The organism is Microbacterium sp. GXF7504, from assembly GCF_054798235.1.
The window spans coordinates 295480-311899 of record NZ_JBSJZI010000004.1; the positions used below are offsets into that span (position 1 = coordinate 295480).

The 16420-nt window shown below is 67.7% G+C and carries 16 protein-coding genes, 1 tRNA gene and 1 pseudogene; 15 read left to right on the forward strand and 3 right to left on the reverse strand.

All coding sequences use genetic code 11. The annotated features are described in order from the left end of the window. The first annotated feature begins 152 nt into the window (after positions 1-152). The 12 genes from ACWAUO_RS12000 to ACWAUO_RS12055 all read left to right on the forward strand — a co-directional run bounded on the left by ACWAUO_RS12000 (position 153) and on the right by ACWAUO_RS12055 (position 12073). Positions 153-983, forward strand: coding sequence for a class II glutamine amidotransferase (locus ACWAUO_RS12000; protein WP_460775682.1), 831 nt, complete (start codon positions 153-155; stop codon positions 981-983). Between the two features lie 157 nt (positions 984-1140). Then, positions 1141-1231, forward strand: a tRNA-Ser gene (locus ACWAUO_RS12005). Between the two features lie 376 nt (positions 1232-1607). Beyond that, positions 1608-2972 carry an NtaA/DmoA family FMN-dependent monooxygenase gene (locus ACWAUO_RS12010; RefSeq protein ID WP_460775684.1) on the forward strand — a complete coding sequence of 455 codons (1365 nt, stop codon included), beginning with the start codon at positions 1608-1610 and terminating at the stop codon, positions 2970-2972. Then, entirely contained in the window at positions 2969-3451 is a 483-nt protein-coding gene (locus ACWAUO_RS12015; protein WP_460775685.1) for a flavin reductase family protein, read from the forward strand. Before ACWAUO_RS12010 ends, ACWAUO_RS12015 begins: the two co-directional genes overlap by 4 nt. A gap of 9 nt (positions 3452-3460) precedes the next feature. Beyond that, on the forward strand, positions 3461-4048 hold the full coding sequence (locus tag ACWAUO_RS12020; RefSeq protein WP_460775686.1) for a hypothetical protein: 588 nt from the start codon (positions 3461-3463) through the stop codon (positions 4046-4048). Positions 4049-4368: 320 nt separating this feature from the next. Then, positions 4369-5157 carry an IclR family transcriptional regulator gene (locus tag ACWAUO_RS12025; RefSeq protein ID WP_460775688.1) on the forward strand — a complete coding sequence of 263 codons (789 nt, stop codon included), beginning with the start codon at positions 4369-4371 and terminating at the stop codon, positions 5155-5157. A gap of 55 nt (positions 5158-5212) precedes the next feature. Then, positions 5213-6958, forward strand: coding sequence for an FAD-dependent oxidoreductase (locus tag ACWAUO_RS12030; RefSeq protein ID WP_460775689.1), 1746 nt, complete (start codon positions 5213-5215; stop codon positions 6956-6958). Further along, positions 6955-7275 (forward strand): Dabb family protein, encoded by a 321-nt coding sequence (locus tag ACWAUO_RS12035; protein ID WP_460775691.1) that lies wholly within the window; start codon positions 6955-6957, stop codon positions 7273-7275. Before ACWAUO_RS12030 ends, ACWAUO_RS12035 begins: the two co-directional genes overlap by 4 nt. Then, complete coding sequence (locus ACWAUO_RS12040; protein WP_460775692.1) at positions 7268-9046, forward strand: FAD-dependent oxidoreductase; 1779 nt, start codon at positions 7268-7270, stop codon at positions 9044-9046. The genes ACWAUO_RS12035 and ACWAUO_RS12040 overlap by 8 nt, the downstream gene beginning before the upstream one ends. Positions 9047-9128: 82 nt before the next feature. Beyond that, positions 9129-10475: an MFS transporter gene (locus ACWAUO_RS12045; RefSeq protein WP_460775694.1), complete on the forward strand. Its 1347-nt coding sequence runs from the start codon at positions 9129-9131 to the stop codon at positions 10473-10475. Beyond that, complete coding sequence (locus ACWAUO_RS12050; protein WP_460775695.1) at positions 10472-11221, forward strand: SDR family oxidoreductase; 750 nt, start codon at positions 10472-10474, stop codon at positions 11219-11221. The genes ACWAUO_RS12045 and ACWAUO_RS12050 overlap by 4 nt, the downstream gene beginning before the upstream one ends. A 465-nt stretch (positions 11222-11686) precedes the next feature. Continuing rightward, positions 11687-12073 (forward strand): four-helix bundle copper-binding protein, encoded by a 387-nt coding sequence (locus ACWAUO_RS12055; protein WP_460775798.1) that lies wholly within the window; start codon positions 11687-11689, stop codon positions 12071-12073. An 82-nt stretch (positions 12074-12155) separates the two neighbouring features. Here the strand turns inward: ACWAUO_RS12055 and ACWAUO_RS12060 are convergent, their stop codons facing one another. After that, the gene (locus ACWAUO_RS12060) at positions 12156-12788 is read right to left on the reverse strand and encodes a hypothetical protein (protein WP_460775697.1); all 633 of its coding nucleotides are present in this window, start codon (positions 12786-12788) and stop codon (positions 12156-12158) included. Positions 12789-12929: 141 nt separating this feature from the next. On the opposite strand from ACWAUO_RS12060, the gene ACWAUO_RS12065 reads away from it, so the two are divergent. After that, positions 12930-13796 (forward strand): AraC family transcriptional regulator, encoded by an 867-nt coding sequence (locus ACWAUO_RS12065; protein ID WP_460775698.1) that lies wholly within the window; start codon positions 12930-12932, stop codon positions 13794-13796. A 28-nt stretch (positions 13797-13824) separates the two neighbouring features. Here the strand turns inward: ACWAUO_RS12065 and ACWAUO_RS12070 are convergent. Together ACWAUO_RS12070 and ACWAUO_RS12075 are read right to left on the reverse strand one after the other, a co-directional pair. Next, a pseudogene (locus ACWAUO_RS12070) lies at positions 13825-14556 on the reverse strand (alpha/beta fold hydrolase); the annotation flags it as partial. 12 nt (positions 14557-14568) lie between these two features. Beyond that, the gene (locus tag ACWAUO_RS12075) at positions 14569-14718 is read right to left on the reverse strand and encodes a hypothetical protein (protein ID WP_460775700.1); all 150 of its coding nucleotides are present in this window, start codon (positions 14716-14718) and stop codon (positions 14569-14571) included. Positions 14719-14817: 99 nt separating this feature from the next. Here ACWAUO_RS12075 and ACWAUO_RS12080 point away from each other — a divergent pair, with 99 nt between their 5' ends. Next, positions 14818-15246 carry a MarR family winged helix-turn-helix transcriptional regulator gene (locus ACWAUO_RS12080; RefSeq protein WP_460775800.1) on the forward strand — a complete coding sequence of 143 codons (429 nt, stop codon included), beginning with the start codon at positions 14818-14820 and terminating at the stop codon, positions 15244-15246. Positions 15247-15323: 77 nt separating this feature from the next. Continuing rightward, positions 15324-16352 carry a Gfo/Idh/MocA family protein gene (locus tag ACWAUO_RS12085; RefSeq protein WP_460775702.1) on the forward strand — a complete coding sequence of 343 codons (1029 nt, stop codon included), beginning with the start codon at positions 15324-15326 and terminating at the stop codon, positions 16350-16352. The last annotated feature ends 68 nt before the right edge of the window (positions 16353-16420 follow it).

The window sequence follows — 16420 nt, forward strand, 5'->3', positions numbered from 1 at the left end:
TACGCGACCGCGCGGATGCCGTGGCCCGCTGTGTCGGACGAGCGGACGGATGCGGCGGCGACGCCGCCCCGCAACCCGTTCACGCCGTATGGGTGACCGGCATACGATGCACGCGAGACGGCCCGCCGAGGGGTCGCGGTTCGGAGGCGACCATGTGCCGGTGGCTGGCGTATTCGGGCGAGCCGTTGCAGCCGTCGACCCTCGTGCTCGACCCCGAGCATTCCGTGGTCGCGATGGCGCAGAACTCGCCGCTCGGTGCCGAGACGGTGAACGGCGACGGGTTCGGCCTGGGCTGGTACGCGGAGGACGGGTCGCCGCATCCGTGGCTCTTCCGCAGCATCGATCCGGCATGGCATGACGAGAACCTGCGGGAGATCTGCCGTGCGGTGCGCAGTCCGCTCTTCTTCGCCCACGTGCGGGCGGCGACCGCCGGCACCCCCATCCAGCGGACGAACTGCCACCCGTTCCGCCACGACAACTGGCTGTTCATGCACAACGGGGCCATCGCGCAGTTCCCCCGCGTCAAGCGTGAGCTCATGCTGGCGGTCGATCCGGAGCTGTACCCGCGGATCCAGGGGAGCACGGACTCCGAACTCCTCTTCTATCTGGCGCTCACCTACGGGCTCCCCGAGGATCCGGTGCGCGGCATGGCGGACGCGATCCGGCATGTGGAGCGGGTGGGTCATGCCGCCGGCGTCGCGATGCCCGTGCAGGCCACGATCGCGGTCTCGGACGGCGTGACGCTGTGGGCGTTCCGCTACTCCTCGATCGGGCGGTCGCGGACCCTCTTCCACTCCGAGGACATCCCCACCATGCGACGCATGTACCCGGACTTCGAACGTCTCTCCCGCATCGGCGACCGCGCGCGCATGGTCGTCTCCGAGCCGCTGAACGACCTTCCGGGGGCCTTCCTCGAGGTGCCCGAGAACACCGTGATGACGGTCGACGACGCCGGCTACCACCAGGAACCGTTCCTCGCGTAGCCGCCGTGTGCAGAAGTCAGGACATTCCGCGCCCGGCGTCCTTGGAGCCGCGGAATCCCGCGGCGGCCGCCGCATCCGTCCTGAGTTCTGCACAGACGGATGCAGCCGTGACCCGCTCGATTGGCGGGGCGGGCGCGAGTGCCGTAAACTCGTCGGCGGTGACGTGTCCGAGCGGCCGAAGGTGCAACTCTCGAAAAGTTGTGTAGGGTAACCCCCTACCGTGGGTTCAAATCCCACCGTCACCGCCATTGAAAACCCCCGGTAAAACGGGGGTTTTCTTCTTGGTGTGCTGCCTGCGGTGGGTAGCTCACCCGCGTCGTCGTGACGTCGACGGCTTGTGTCGAGGCTTCGCGAACGCACTGCGCACCGGGTCCCCGTCTTCGTCGCGCCCGTCGGGCGCCCGCCGAGCTGCCCGTCATCGTGCCGCGAACGAGTCCCAGAGCACCGCTGCCCCGACATGCCGACGCCTGCGGATCTGCTTGCCCGAACGGCACCGGTGGGTGGACGCGTTGCGCGCAGCGCACGTGGAGTCTGGGCGCCTCGGCGCAAAAGTGAACTGCAGAGTTCACAAATAGGAAACGGCTGGAAACACTGGGGAGCCGATCGCTTCTTACATTCGTGGTCATGAAGAAGTTGATCCTGGGAGCGTTTCAGAGTTTCTCCACGCACTCGATGGGGAGCTCGATCTGGGCCCACCCGGAGAGCGCAGCGTCGGAGTACACCACGCTCGCGTACTGGCAGTCGATGACCAAGGCACTCGAGGAGGGCGGCTTCGACTTCCTTTTCCTCGCTGGGGACTACGGCTATCCGGGCGTCGATGGTCGTCTCCCCGAGAGTGCCTTCGAGGTCGGTGCGTTCCTCGGGGGAGACCCGGTGGCGGCCGTCGCGACGATGATCGGCATGACCGAACATCTCGGTCTGGTCGCTACCGCCCCTACCACGTTTGATCACCCGCTCTCGATGGCGCACAGGTTCACCACCTTGGACCATCTGTCCGACGGGCGCATCGGATGGAACGTCGTGACCTCGGCCGGCGCAGCCACGGCGTCCGAATTGTTCGGTATGGATCTGATTCCGCACGATGCGCGCTACGACATGGCGGACGAGTTTCTCGATCTCGCGTTCGATCTGTGGGAGCGGGGGTGGGAGGATGGATCGATCATCAAGTCGAAGGCCGATCGGTTGTATGCCGAACCGACCGGAATCCGCTTCCACGACTTCGAGGGCAAGTACTTCCGGTCGCGTGGCGTCTACACGGCGGAGCCGTCACGGCAGCGCACCCCGGTCATCTTCCAAGCGGGGATGTCGACGCGCGGACGGGAATTCGCGGCTCGGAACGCCGAATGTGTCTTCTTGCAAGGCTCGTCGGTTTCGGCGGTCCGCGACGCGGTCGCCGAGATCAAGCGGTTCGCGACCGAGTTCGGGCGGGACGTGTCGGAGATCAAGACGATCGTCGGGATGACTGTCATCACAGCTCCTACGGATGCGGAAGCCGAGGCGAAGCATCGGGACTACTTGGACTACACCAGCGATGGCGCTGCCGCCATGGACTTCGCACGGCTGACGGGCGTAAATCTGCTGGCGTACGACCCGGCCCTCCCGCTTCCCGAAGGGACGGCGACGGAGCAGGGTCAGTCGAACCTTGAGCGGTACACGCGTGCGCCCGACGGGCGTGCTCGCACCGTGCGGGAGATCATCGATGAATGGAAGGCACGAAGCACGCGCGGCAACGTATTCGTTGGGGCGCCTGCAACGGTGGCCGCCATGATCGAGGACTACGTGCGGTCGACTGACGTCGACGGGTTCCTGGTGGAGCCCTACATCACACCCGGCACCTATGACGAGTTCATCAAGCTCGTCATGCCGGAGCTCGATGCCCGCGGCATGATCCGGCACGTCGAATCGGCCACTTCGCTTCGTGACCGCATCTTCGGCGAAGGTGACCGGATCGCTGATAGTCACCGAGCGCGGACGGAGGTTCGCTCATGAGCGTGTCTGCCGAGACGATGCGGTCTGTGATGGGGACCTTCCCGTCCGGGGTGACGGTGGTGACGACCGCGATCGAGGGATCCCTTACCGGGTTCACGTGCCAGTCCTTCATGAGTGTGTCGCTGGATCCGCCGCTCGTATTGATCAGCGTGATGAACACGTCAACGACATATCCATCTATCCGCGAGTCGGGGCGTTTTTGCGTGAACGTACTGGCGGAGCACCAGGGTGAGGACTCGACACGCTTCGCTCGAAAGGGGGTCGACCGTTGGGCGACAACGCGCTGGCGTCCGACGGCGAACGGCAACCCCGTGCTCGAAGAAGCTGCAGCGTGGGTGGATTGCGAGCTATGGGCGGAGCATGAGGCTGGAGACCACCTGCTGGTCGTCGGTCGCACCGTGGAACTCGGCAAGACCGATGCCGCGACGCGACCGCTGCTCTTCCATCAGGGGCGCTACCGTGTGCTCGCGCATGAATAGGAGCTCCGTATGACCGGCCACGGCCATTCTCGCAAAGGGCAGGCCGTGCGCACCGACCTGCTCGACCGCGTGGTGAAGCACATCGGCATGTATGGCACGGTCGGCCTGAACCTCACCGGTCTTGCACGCAGTATCGGTTCGAACAACCGCATGCTGCTGTACTACTTCGGGTCGTTCGACGCGCTCGTGGCGGAGGCTTCGTTCCGGTTTCACGACCAGTACATCGGGATGAGCAGGATCGGCGATGCGTCCGGTCGCGCGGGCGAGCGATTGAAGCAGGTGTGGAGACGCATCGCGTCACCGGAGGCGAGAGCATCCGTGACCCTCTTCTTCGAGGAGTTCGGGTTGGGAGTCGGTGGGCTCCGACGGGACGACGTCCACCGGGAGATCCGCACATGGTGGCGGGAGCAGGTCGAAGCGGCGATCGCCGACGAGGTCGCAGGTGATGTGCGCGCCTCGGCAGCCGAAGCGATCGTCGCCACCTGGCGCGGTCTGCAGTTGGCGTTACTGGCGGGTGCTCCGGTCGAGGCGCTGGACGCGGCCAATGACCTTGCCGTGGATGCGATTCTTGCCAGCGCACGGCAGGGTGCTCCGTAGGCGACACGGAGAGAGCCGCTTGCGGTCTCGGTCGGGTCGCGGACTGCGGCCGATCGATCGACCGATCATCCCCGCGCTCGCGGCTCTGCAGGCCATCGATCGCGCGTACACGTGCGTCCTCCGAGCGGGCGCGCGGACAGCTCGCATCGCAGTCCCCGGTTTTCGCCGGGGCTGAACTGCGTTGTGCCGCCGTGATCGCGTGTGACGGGAACCGCATGGGTAAACTCCGTTCAGGCCAGCGCGAGTGACGCCTTCTCTTTCTCCGTTGCCGGAGCCAGACGCCCCGCCACGGCTTGCATCACATATCGGAAGGCATGCCTGTGGCGAACTCTCCATCCGGAGACTCGGTCATCCATCGTGCGGTGCGCATACTCTCCGCCTTCACCGACGCCCGTCCGGCCCTGCACATCCGGGAACTCGCCCGGATGACGGAGCTGCCCGTCTCGACGACGCACCGCCTCGTCGCCGAGCTCGAGGTGGAGGGTCTTCTCGTTCGTGATGAGGTCGGGCGCGTGCGGCATGGGCACCGGATGTGGGAGATCGCCTCCCGCGGCTCCAGCGCATCGAACCTGCGTGGAGCGGCCCTCCCGTTGATGGAAGACCTTCTCAACCACACCGGTAGCCACGTCTCCCTCGGGGTGATGGAGGGGACCGACGTGCTCTATCTGGAGCGGCTCTCACCGGATGACTCGACGGTCAACATCACGCGGGTGGCGGGTCGTCTCCCCGTGCACGGTTGTTCTGCCGGCCTTGTCTTCATGGCCTTCGCTCCCGAGGATCAACGCGAGCGGTTTCTGCAACGGCGACTCCCGAAGCTCACTGACGACACCGTGACCGAGCCCGCCGAGCTTCGACGGATCTTCGCGGACGCACGCCGAGACGGCTATGTGGCGATGCGGGGAATCATCGTCGAAGAATCAAGCGGTATCTCCGTCCCGATCTTCGGTGAGGACCGCCAAGTCATCGCGACGCTCACCGTGATCGCGCCGCGGGGGCTGGAGCGATTGTCGATCATCGTGCCTCAGATGAAGCTCGCGTCGCGCGGGATCTCCCGTCGCCTGGGGTACGAGTCGCCGTTGAGCGCCGTCAAGCGGATCAGTATTCCCTGAGCTGGCAGTGGCGTTCCATTGAATGGAACAAAGTGTCCGACTCAACGGAACAGCGGTGCTGCCCGGGCGCTGTGCAGTGCGAGCCTTCCCAGACCGCGAAGAACACATTCTGTGCCGCGGTCTGCTCGACCGAAGGAAGATCTTCATGCTGATGCTCAACGGAGAGAACTCAGGCCGCTATGACGTCGTCGTCGTCGGTTCCGGGGCAGGTGCTCTGACCACCGCGGCCACTGCGGCCCGATCCGGGCTGTCCGTGCTCGTGCTCGAGAAGTCCCAACTGCTGGGCGGGACATCGGCGGTCTCCGGCGGCATGCTGTGGGTCGTCGACAACCACTACGCCCGAGAGGCCGGCCTTGAAGACTCGAAGGAAGCCGGCCGCGCATATGTGGAAGCCGTCGCGCGCGGTCGCGGCCGCGCCGAACTCCTGGACGCGGCACTCGACTTCGGCGACACGATGCTCCGGTTCGCCGAAGACGAACTCGGCGTCCGATTCATCTTCCTCGACAACTTCCCCGACTATCGGCAGGACCTCCCCGGTGCCGTCAAGGGTGGGCGCACGATCGAGCCACAACTCTTCGACTATCGCGAGGCCCTCGGCGAGCTTGCGGCGCACGTCCGCACGGACGGCCGCCACCCCTACACGATGCAGGAATACGAGGACTGGGGCGCGTTCACGAAGTTCCCCTGGGATGAACTGAACAAGCGTCAGGCCGCAGGGCTCGCTGCGAAGGGACACGCCCTCGTCTCGATGCTGATCAAGGCGTGCGTCGACAACGGCGTGCAGTTCGCGATCGAGGCACGTGCTGAGCGCCTGCTGTCCACGAACGGCCGCATCACCGGCGTCGCGCTCGCCGACGGGACCGTCGTCGAAGCGGCCGCCGGCGTCATGCTCGCCGCGGGCGGATTCGAATGGGACAAGGCATTCGCGGACTCCATGCTCGCGACCCGCCTCCACACCATGTGCTCCCCGCCTTCCAACACCGGAGACGCCCTGAAGATGGCGCAGCGCGTCGGCGCCATGACCCGGGGAACCCGCGAGGCATGGTGGGCCCCGATGTCCCTCACCGGCGGAATGCGAGACGGCGAGGCGATCGGTTCACTGCTGCGCTTCGAGCGGCAGGGGCCGGGTTCGATCATGGTCAACCGCCACGGCGTCCGCTTCGCCAACGAGGCACAGAACTACAACGACCTGGCTCGCGTCCTGCACTCGTGGGACTCCGCCAACAACCAGACGCTGAACACGCCCGCACACGTCGTCTTCGACCAGTCCTATCTCGAGCGCTACGGCATCCTGGACCACCGGGCCGGGATGCCGACGCCCGAGTGGCTCATCGAGGCACCGACGCTCGAGGGCCTCGCCGAGCGCATCGATGTCCCCGCCGACGCGCTCGTCGACACCGTGGCGCGCTTCAATGCGCACGCGATCGAGGGCGAGGACCCCGACTTCGGTCGCGGTGCATCCGAGTACGACCGCTACTGGGGCGACGCGGACAACTCCTGGCCGAATCCCTCTCTGGGCCCGCTGCAGTACGGCCCGTACTACGCGCTCGAAGTCGTCAACGGCGCCTTCGGCACCTGCGGCGGCGTGGCCACGGACGGGCGAGCGCGTGTGCTGGACGTCGACGGCGCCCCCATCGAGGGGCTCTTCGCGGCCGGCAACACGACCGAGAGTCCTTACGCCGCCGGCTACCCCGGCGCCGGTGCGACACTCGGGCCGCTCATGACGATGGCCTACCTCGCCGGTCGCACCCTCGCGGGCGCTCCGGTCGAGCATGGCGTCGTCGCGGCGGCACGCGCGTGATCCGGCATGTCGTCTTCTTCCGCTGGAAGGAGACCTTCACGGACGATGTACGCGCGCAGTGGATCGCCGGCCTGGAGAAGCTGCAGGCCGGCATCCCCGGCCTGATCTCCCTGCAGCACGGCGCCGACTCGCTCCGCACCGATCGCTCATGGGACCACGTCATCATCGCCGACTTCGTCGACCGTGACGCCCTCGCGGTGTACAACACCCACCCGTTGCACGAGGCCATCAAAGTCCACTCGCTCCCGAACGTCGCGGACCTGGCCTACGTCGACCTCGAACTCGAACCGACCCCCCGCAGGAGTACCGATGCCTGACTTCCCGACCGATCCCCCTACCATGCACGAGTGCGACATCCTGGTCGTCGGCTCGGGCGTCGCCGGACTCGCAACGGCGTTGCGGGCGGCGCATGACGGCCTCAACGTCATCGTCGCGGAGAAGTCGCCCCACTTCGGCGGCACCACCGCGTTGTCGGCCGGATGGTCCTGGGTCCCCGGAAACCGGAAGGGTGCCGCCGCGACCGGCGATACCCGCGAAGAAGTCGAGACCTACCTTCGCGCGCTGGCCCCCGACACCCTCAATGAGGAAAAGGTCGCGGCCTTCCTCGACACCGTGCCGGAGGCGATCGACTTCTTCGAGGACCACACCTCGGTCACCTTCAGCTACCCGGAGAAGGCGCCGGACTACAAGATGGACCTGCCCGGTGCCAAGCTCGGTGGCCGTGCCATCCTCCCCACTGACGCCGACATCCGGATGCTGGGCGACCGTCGCAAAGAGCTCCAGCCCTACCTGAGTTCGTACACGGTGTTCGGGTACATGCCGCAGGTCGGTCCCGACATGGCCACGATCCTCAAGGCCAACCAGTCGCTCAAGGCATTCGTCTACACCGCCTCCAAGCTCCTGCGCACGTGGGTCGACACCGCGCTCTACCAGCAGCCGATGACCCGCACCAACGGCTCCGCCCTCATCGTCCGCATGGTCGCTTCCGCTCTCGCGTCGGGTGTCCGCGTCTGGACCCGCACCCCTGTGACCGAGCTGGTCACCGACGAGACCGGCGCGGTGACGGGCGCCGTCCTGGGCGGTGCCCAGGCGGGTCGCGTCACCGCCCGCATCGGTGTCGTCCTCGCGGGCGGCGGATTCTCCGGCGACGCGGAACTGCGTCGGCGCTACTTCCCGCACGACCGCCACGGCGGCGAGCACTTCACCCCGACGCAGGGCCACGACGGGTCCTCCGCGCGGATGGCACTCGCCGCCGGCGGACGCATCAACGACGACGTCTCCTCGCCCGTCTCCTGGGCCCCGGTCACCGTGTTCAAGAACCTCCGAACCGGGGCACAACGCCTCTTCCCACACCTTCGTCAGATCGGCCTGCCAGGCATGATCACCGTCGACCGCCATGGGAAGCGCTTCGGCAACGAGGCCTTGAGCTACCACGACTTCGGCGGGCAGATGCTCGAACACATGAAGGACGAGGAGTCGGTGTTCGCATGGATCGTCGGCGACGCGAAGCTCATGCACAAGTACGGAATCGGGTACGCGAAACCATGGCCGATCCCGCGATTCCTCTTCTACAAGATGGGATACCTGCACAAGGGCCGTACCGTCGAGGCGCTCGCGCGCAAGATCGGTGTCGACCCGCAAGGCCTGGCAGAGACCCTCGAGCGGTTCAACCGCGACGCGGTCGCCGGCGTCGACACGGAGTTCGGGCGTGGCTCCACCGCGTACAACCACTTCCGTGGCGATCTGGAGCACAAGCCCAACCCGAACCTCGCGCCGATCGACAAGGGGCCATACTTCGCCGCGAAGGTCCGCATGGGCGATCTGGGTACGTTCGCGGGGATCGACGTCGATGAGCACAATGCGGTCATCCGAGCGGACGGAAGCCGGATTCGGGGGCTCTACGCCGTGGGTGCCGCCGCCGTGTCCGTGTTCGGCGGGGGATACCCCGGCTATGGCTCTCACATCGGCCCCGCCTTGGTCTTCGGCTACCGGATGGGTCGGGACATCGCAGGGCTGGCCACGGATGCGCCGGTGCAGGCGAAGGCACCGCTCGCGGCGGGCGTGACACAAGCGCGGAAGGATGGCTGACCATGGAATGACCGCCGTGTAGCTGCTGCGCAACCCTGCGCCATCCCTCCCCCCACCCCATCTCACGACTGGAGGAATGACGATGACGTCATCCCGCACCACCACGCACGCTCCCCGGAAGGCCGCCCTGGCGTCCTTCCTCGGCAGCACCCTCGAGTACTACGACTTCTTCATCTACGGGACAGCGGCGGCGCTCGTGTTCCCGCAGCTCTTCTTCACCACGGCGAGTCCGACGGTCGGCCTCGTGTCCGCATTCGCCACCTTCGGTGTCGCCTACATCGCCCGACCCCTGGGCGGTATCGTGATGGGCCATTTCGGCGACCGGATCGGACGCAAGCGGGTTCTGCTCTTCACACTCCTCTTGATGGGCCTGGCATCGCTGGGCATCGGGCTCCTGCCGACGTACGAGACGATCGGGATCGCTGCACCGATCCTGCTGACCCTCGCGCGCCTCGTTCAGGGGTTCTCGGCCGGCGCCGAGTCGGCAGGGGCGTCGACGCTCACCCTCGAACACTCGCCCGTCGGGAAGCGTGGCTTCTTCACTTCGTTCGTGATGACCGGCTACGCGGCGGGCATGGTGCTGTCGACGCTGGTGTTCGTCCCGGTTTCCGCGCTCCCCGATGAGCAGCTCCTGTCGTGGGGATGGCGCGTGCCGTTCCTGCTCTCCGTGGTCGTGCTGATCATCGCCTACTGGGTGCGCACCCACCTCGACGAGACCCCGGCCTTCAAGGAGGAGCAGCAGGAGAGCGAGATCAAGAAGCTTCCCGTGCGGGAGGTCCTGCGTTTCCAGGCGCCGGACGTCGTGCGCGTGCTGCTGCTTTCGATCTTCTCTGCCATGCAGACCCTGTTCACCGTCTTCGGTCTCGCGTACGCGACCGGTGAAGCCGGCTTCGATCGCGGGGCCATCCTGACGGTCAACGCCACCGCGATCGGGCTCTCCATGTTCGCAATGCCACTGTGCGCGATGCTGTCCGACAAGATCGGGCGGAAGCCTGTGATGGGCGTCGCGATCGTCGGCGGGATCGTGTCGCTGTTCCTGTACTTCTTTGCGCTCTCCTCCGCGAACCTCTTGCTGGTGTTCCTTGCGAGCTTCCTGTTCATCACGGTCTTCTACTCCGGCTACAACGGCATCTGGCCGGGATTCTTCGCAGAGTTCTTCGCCACGCCGATCCGGTACACGGGGATGGCGCTCGGGAATCAGCTGGGGCTCATCGTCGCGGGGTTCGCCCCCACCATCGGAGGCCTTCTGATCGGTGAAGGTGTGTGGGGCTGGCTGCCTGTCGCGCTCTTCGGGCTCGTCTGCGCGGTGCTCTCGTTCGCTTCGCTGCTCACATCCCGCGAGACGGCGCACACGCCCATCGACGAGCTCGGGGAACCGTATCTCCGCCACCAGAAGCCGACGCCCGCCCCGGCTGGAGTTGCCGGATGACCGGACGGGTGGCCGGCAAGACGATCCTCATCTCCGGTGCTGCCCGCGGTATGGGGGCGGCTCACGCGCGGCGTCTCGTCGCGGAAGGGGCGCGCGTCGCTCTCGGAGACGTCCTCGTGGAGGAAGCGGCGGCGCTTGCTTCCGAACTCGGCGAACACAGGGCGTTCGCGACACGCCTGGACGTCACCGAGCTCGACAGCTGGCAAGGAGCGGTCGCCGAAACGACAGCGCGTTTCGGACATCCCGATGTTCTGATCAACAACGCCGGCATCTACACGCGGGGCAATGCTGAAGAGGCGTCGGTCGGCGACTGGAAACGAACGATCGACATCGATCTCACCGGAGTCTTCCTCGGTACCAAGGCCGTCGTCCCCGGGATGAAGGCCAAGCAGGGCGGGTCGATCATCAACATCTCGTCGATCGCCGGGCTGGTCGGATTCAAGAACCGGGCAGCGTATGCAGCGGCGAAGTGGGGAGTCGTGGGCCTTACGAAGACCAGTGCGCTGGATTTCGGAGAGTACGGAATCCGGGTCAACGCCATCCATCCCGGCAGTGTTCGCACCCCGCTGACGGCCGGTCTCGAGCGCGGATTCGGTCAGATTGCGATGGGGCGGGATGCCAGTCCCGATGAGGTGTCGAGTGTCGTGCTGTTCCTCGCCAGCGACGAGTCCTCGTTCTGCAACGGTGGTTCGTTCGCGGTCGACGGCGGAGAGACCGCCGGAAACAACCTGCGCGCGGACGCCTGACGCCGCAGGTTCCGGATGCGTGGACTCCCGGCCTGCCGTCGTAGAAACTGATGTCCACGTCCGGCTCTGCAGGTCGAGCGCCGCCGTGACCGAGGGTCGACAGGTGCCACGCGCCCTCCTCGTCGTGGCGTCCCCACTCGAGGGTCACGGCGTCGGCCGTGCCGGCGGCCTGGATGAGACTGCGGGAGGTGCCCTTCATGTGTAGGCGAACGGGGGTAGCCGGTCGATCACGGAACCTCCCTAAGGATGACGCTGACGATTCGTATGTTCTCACTGTCGAGGCGAGCGGTGGCAGGGCTTCGTCGTTGACGACGCCGTCGAACTGCTTCGGGCGCAGGGCGCGAACCTTCCTCTGCACGTGAGCGAGTCCGCAACCCCTCCGGCGCAACCTCTGCCCTCGCCCTACCGTGGCCATCGCAGACAACGCCCCTAACGAAAGGAACAGCCGTGACCGTTGCAGATCAGATGCTCGCCACCCATCCGAAGGTCGGTCTCGTGACCGCGGCGGACAGCCGGCTCCGCTGCATCGAGGCGTGTGTCGAATGCGCTCAGACGTGCACCGCCTGCGCTGACGCGTGCCTCGCGGAAGACATGGTCGCGGAGCTCGTCACCTGCATCCGCAGGAACGCCGACTGCGCGGACATCTGCGCCGCCACGGGCGCCGTGCTCTCCCGGCAGACCGCGCCGGATTCCACCACCGTTCGCGCCCTGCTCGAAGCCTGCCGCGCCGCCTGCGCGTCCTGTGCCGCCGAGTGCGGACAGCACGCCGACATGCACGAGCACTGCCGCGTCTGTGCCGAGTCCTGCCGTCGCTGTGAGCAGGCGTGCGCCGAACTCCTCGCCTCTTCGTGATTCGGTGGTCGCCGGCTGTGCCCGTCGTGCGGCCGAACCGCCCCGCCCGCGGAAGACCTGACAGCGACGCGACCTGAGCGGATCAGTCCGCGAAGCCGATCGGCAGCTGCACGTCCTGCACCCGGTCGCCGAGTGCCGTGTGGTCGTTGCGGGTCGCGATGACGCAGCGGTCCACCCGGCAGTCGACGCCGTCGCCCTCGGGGGAGGGCACCTCGAGGTAGGCGGTGAACGTGCCGGTCTCGGCGTCGTCGTAGCCGCGCGCACCGAAGAGCTTCCAAGCCCAGTCGTCGTTGATCCAGTTGCTCGGCGCGAACTGCACCGTACCGACCTCCTGCTCGCCCGACGACGTGTCGGGCACGCCGCCCAGGCACGGCCCCGGTTTGACCCCCACCTCCGCGGCCTTGCAGATCGCGACGTAGATCCCCTGCGAGACATCGAACCCGGAACCCGCCACGACGATGCGCTCGCCGACCTGCAGCGCGCTGGTGTCGACCTCGGCCCCCGCCTCGGCCGGCATCACCATGATCGTCCGGGTGCGGCCGTCCTCGCCGACCGCGGTGACGCTCTGCGGCCACTCCTCATCGGTCTCCACGACACGGGAGACGCCCTTGTCCTCGTGCAGCAGGATGGGCACCACGAACACGGCGGCGACCGCGGCGAGCAGCACCACGACCGCACCCGCCACCCACAGCCAGATCTTCGTTCTGCGACGCATCCCCACCCGCGAATTCTAAGTCGCGCGTGCTCCGGCGACGGTGGGCCGGCGACCGGGTCAATCCGGCGGCGATCGGATCGGACCGCGATAGTAGGGTGCCGATCGCGACGCCCCGGAAGGGTGGATGCCGAAGGAGGCCCCATGATCGCTGCACTCAACCGATTGGTCGAGCTGGTCGAGGAACGTCTCGACGACGACCTCGACGTCGGGATGCTGGCGACCGAGCTCGGCACGACGGAGTATCACCTCCGCCGGATGTTCTCGTCGCTCGCGGGCATGCCGCTGTCGGAGTACGTCCGAAGGCGCCGTATGTCGGTGGCCGTCGCCGACGTGCTCGGAGACGGCGACCTGCTCGGCATCGCAGTGCGGTACGGGTACGGCTCGACCGAGGCCTTCGGGCGGGCGTTCCGTTCCGTCCACGGCGCCGGCGTCGGCGACGTGCGGCGAGACGGCGGTCCCCTTCGCATCCAACCGCAACTCAGGTTCCGCCTGACCGTCGAAGGGAGCGTCCCCATGGACACCCGCATCACCGACCGACCCGCCTTCCGACTCGTGGGCCACGCCGCCCGCGTGCCGCTCATCCATGAAGGCGTCAACCCGCACATCCAAGCCCACATCGCCTCGATCCCCGCCGTGGAGCACGCGCGTCTGAAGGCGCTCGGCGACACGGATCCGGCGGGGCTGCTGCAGGTGAGCGCCGACGTGGACGCGGACTACGCCGAGGGGAGCGAGCTGACCTACCTCCACGGGGTCGCCGTCACCGACGCGACGCCGGTGCCCGACGGTCTCGACGTCATCGACGTCCCGGCCGGGATGTGGGCCGTGTTCCGTGTCGAGGGCGACTACCCGGCTGCGCTGCAGGACGCCTGGGCGGCCACGGCGACGGAGTGGTTCCCCTCGAACCCGTGGCGGCTCCGCACCGGACCGTCCATCGTCGCGGTGCTCGACCGGGCAGAGGACTTCAGCACCGCCACCTGCGAGCTGTGGCTGCCGGTCGAACGCGCCTGATCGTGGATGCCGCCCAGCCACCCGCGACTCAGCCGCGCTCCTGCGCTGCCAAGAACTCGCGGATGGCTGTGGCGGCGCGCTCCGGCGCTTCCTGCGCGACGTAGTGCCCCACGCCCTCGAACTCGACGTGGGTGACGGGCCCGGCGACGACCTGTGCGAGGGTCGCGGCGGTGAAGTCACCACCGAATCCGCCGACGGCGAGCGTGGGGACGCTCAGCGGTGTCGCCGCTCGCGCCCGGAACTCCTCGCCCTCGGCGAGCATGGACCGATACAGACCGACGGCGCCGTTCCAGCCGTCGGTGCGGGCGTAGCCGCGCGCGAATTCGGCCACGTCCTCGTCGGTGATCGAGCCGGTGACACCCGTCATCGACGGGAACGCCCACGCTCCGAGCAGTTCGCGTTCGCGCCCGGTGAAGAGCAGGCGGGGGATGCCGGGAGCGGTCAGGGCGCCGATGTGCCACGAGCCGCCGCGGGTGATGTCTCCGAACGCCTCGAGGCCGAACCCCGCGAGCCCCATCTCGATGCCCGTGATGCTCCGGACGTCGGCGGGGTGGTCGCCGGCCAGACGGTAGAGGGCGCCGCCGGCGATGTCCTGTCCCACGAGGTGCACCGGACCGACGCCGAGGGCGACGATCAGCGCATGCAGGTCAGCTGCCGCGACCGCACTGCTGAACCTCTCGTCGGCGGTCGCGGAGTCGCCGAACCCGCGGAGGTCGACCGCGAACACCCGGAACCGGTCCGCGAGCAGCGGGATGAGCCTGCGAAAGGCCCACTAGGATTCCGGGAAGCCGTGCACGAGCAGGACCGGAGGTGCGTCCTTCGGGCCGGAGGAGACGAGGTGCAGCGTCGTTCCGCCCACATCGGCGATGTGGTGCGTGACCTGGGGGATCGTTGCGCCTCGTGGGGCGATGGTGGTGATCATGATTCGTCCTTTCAATTGACAACCTGATTGTCAAAGTAAGACTAGGCAACGTGGTTGTCAATAGGTGTCCGTGCGCGCTACGGTCGAGGGGTGGACACGATGACCGGCGCCCGCTTCGCGCAACTCCTGTACCGATCGTTCGAGGCGATGGTCGACGGCGTGCGGCAGGATCTCGCCCGCGAGGGACATGCCGGTCTGACGGTCGCCAACGAGTTCGCCATGCAGGCGATCGATGCCGGGGCGGCCAATGCTGCGGAGCTCGCCCGTGCGCTCGGCGTGACGCGCCAGGCGGCGGCGAAGACGATCGCCGCGCTCGAGTCCATGGGCTACGTGACGCGGACCGCGGACCCCGACGACGCTCGCCGCAAGCGCCTCGTCGTGACCGACCGCGGTCACGCGGCGATCGCCATCGGTGCGCAAGGCTTCGACGCGATCTACCGCGAGTGGCGGGATGCGGTCGGCCCTGCGCGCGCGGATGCGGTCATCGCAGCGCTCGAGACGCTCCGCGAGCGAGGCATGCGAGTGTGACGGCGGGCGTCGCAATCCGGTGGCGCCACTTCATGCCGGTATCGGCATAGATCGCCCACCCACTACGTTCGGTCACCATGACCCGCACGCCGCCGACCATGCCCACGCCGCGCACGTACCCGTTGCGCGGCGGCCCCTCGCTCCGGTGGGGCATCGTCGCCCCCGGCGCGATCGCCGCGGACTTCGTCCACGCGCTGCACACGCACACGGATCAGCGGGTCGTGGCGGTCGCGTCGCGGTCACCGGAGCGGGGGGCGGCGTTCGCGCAGCGCCACGGCATCCCTCGCAGTCACGCGGGGTACGAGGGCCTGTACGCCGACACGGACGTCGAGATCGTCTACGTCGCGGCGCCGCACAGTCAGCACCTCGCGCTCGCGCTCGGCGCGATCGGCGCGGGCAAGCACGTGCTCGTCGAGAAGCCCATCGGGCTCTCCGCCGACCAGGCGCGCATCATCCGCGATGCGGCGCGTTCGGCCGGCGTCTTCGCGATGGAGGCGATGTGGACGCGGTTCCTGCCGCAGACCGACGTCATGGTGCAGCTCCGGGATGCGGGCGACCTCGGCGAGGTGCGACTCGTCACGGCCGACTTCGGCTTCCGCGCCGAGGGCGGGGGTCGCATCCTCGATCCGGCGCTCGGGGGTGGTGCGCTGCTGGATCTCGGGGTGTACCTCGTCTGGCTCAGCCGGCTGTGGCTCGGCGCGCCCGACACCGTCGAAGCCCGCGGCATCCGGAGTTCCACGGGCGTCGACGCGCAGAGCACGGTCGTGCTCGGGCACGAGTCCGGTGCCCAGGCCGTGCTGACGACGAGTCTGCTCGTCGGCTCGCCCGGTCGTGCGGGGATCTCCGGCGCTGCGGCGCACCTCGACCTCGACCCGGCATGGGTGTTCCCGAGCGGGTTCGACCTCGTCACCGGCGACGGGATGCGGCAGCGCTTCGACGACGCGTCCGGGCTGACCCGGCGGCAGGGGATGGCGTGGCAGACCGCCACCGTCGCCCGGCACGTCGCGGACGGGCGGATCGAGGCGCCGGAGCATCCGCTTGACGCGTCGATCGGCGTCCTGGCGGTCATCGACGAGGCACGCCGACAGGTGCTCGACGCGTCATGAGCATCGCTCCTGAGAGAGCGCTCCCAAGAAATCCTTGACGCCGGCCCCCCGGAGCGCATACCGTCTTC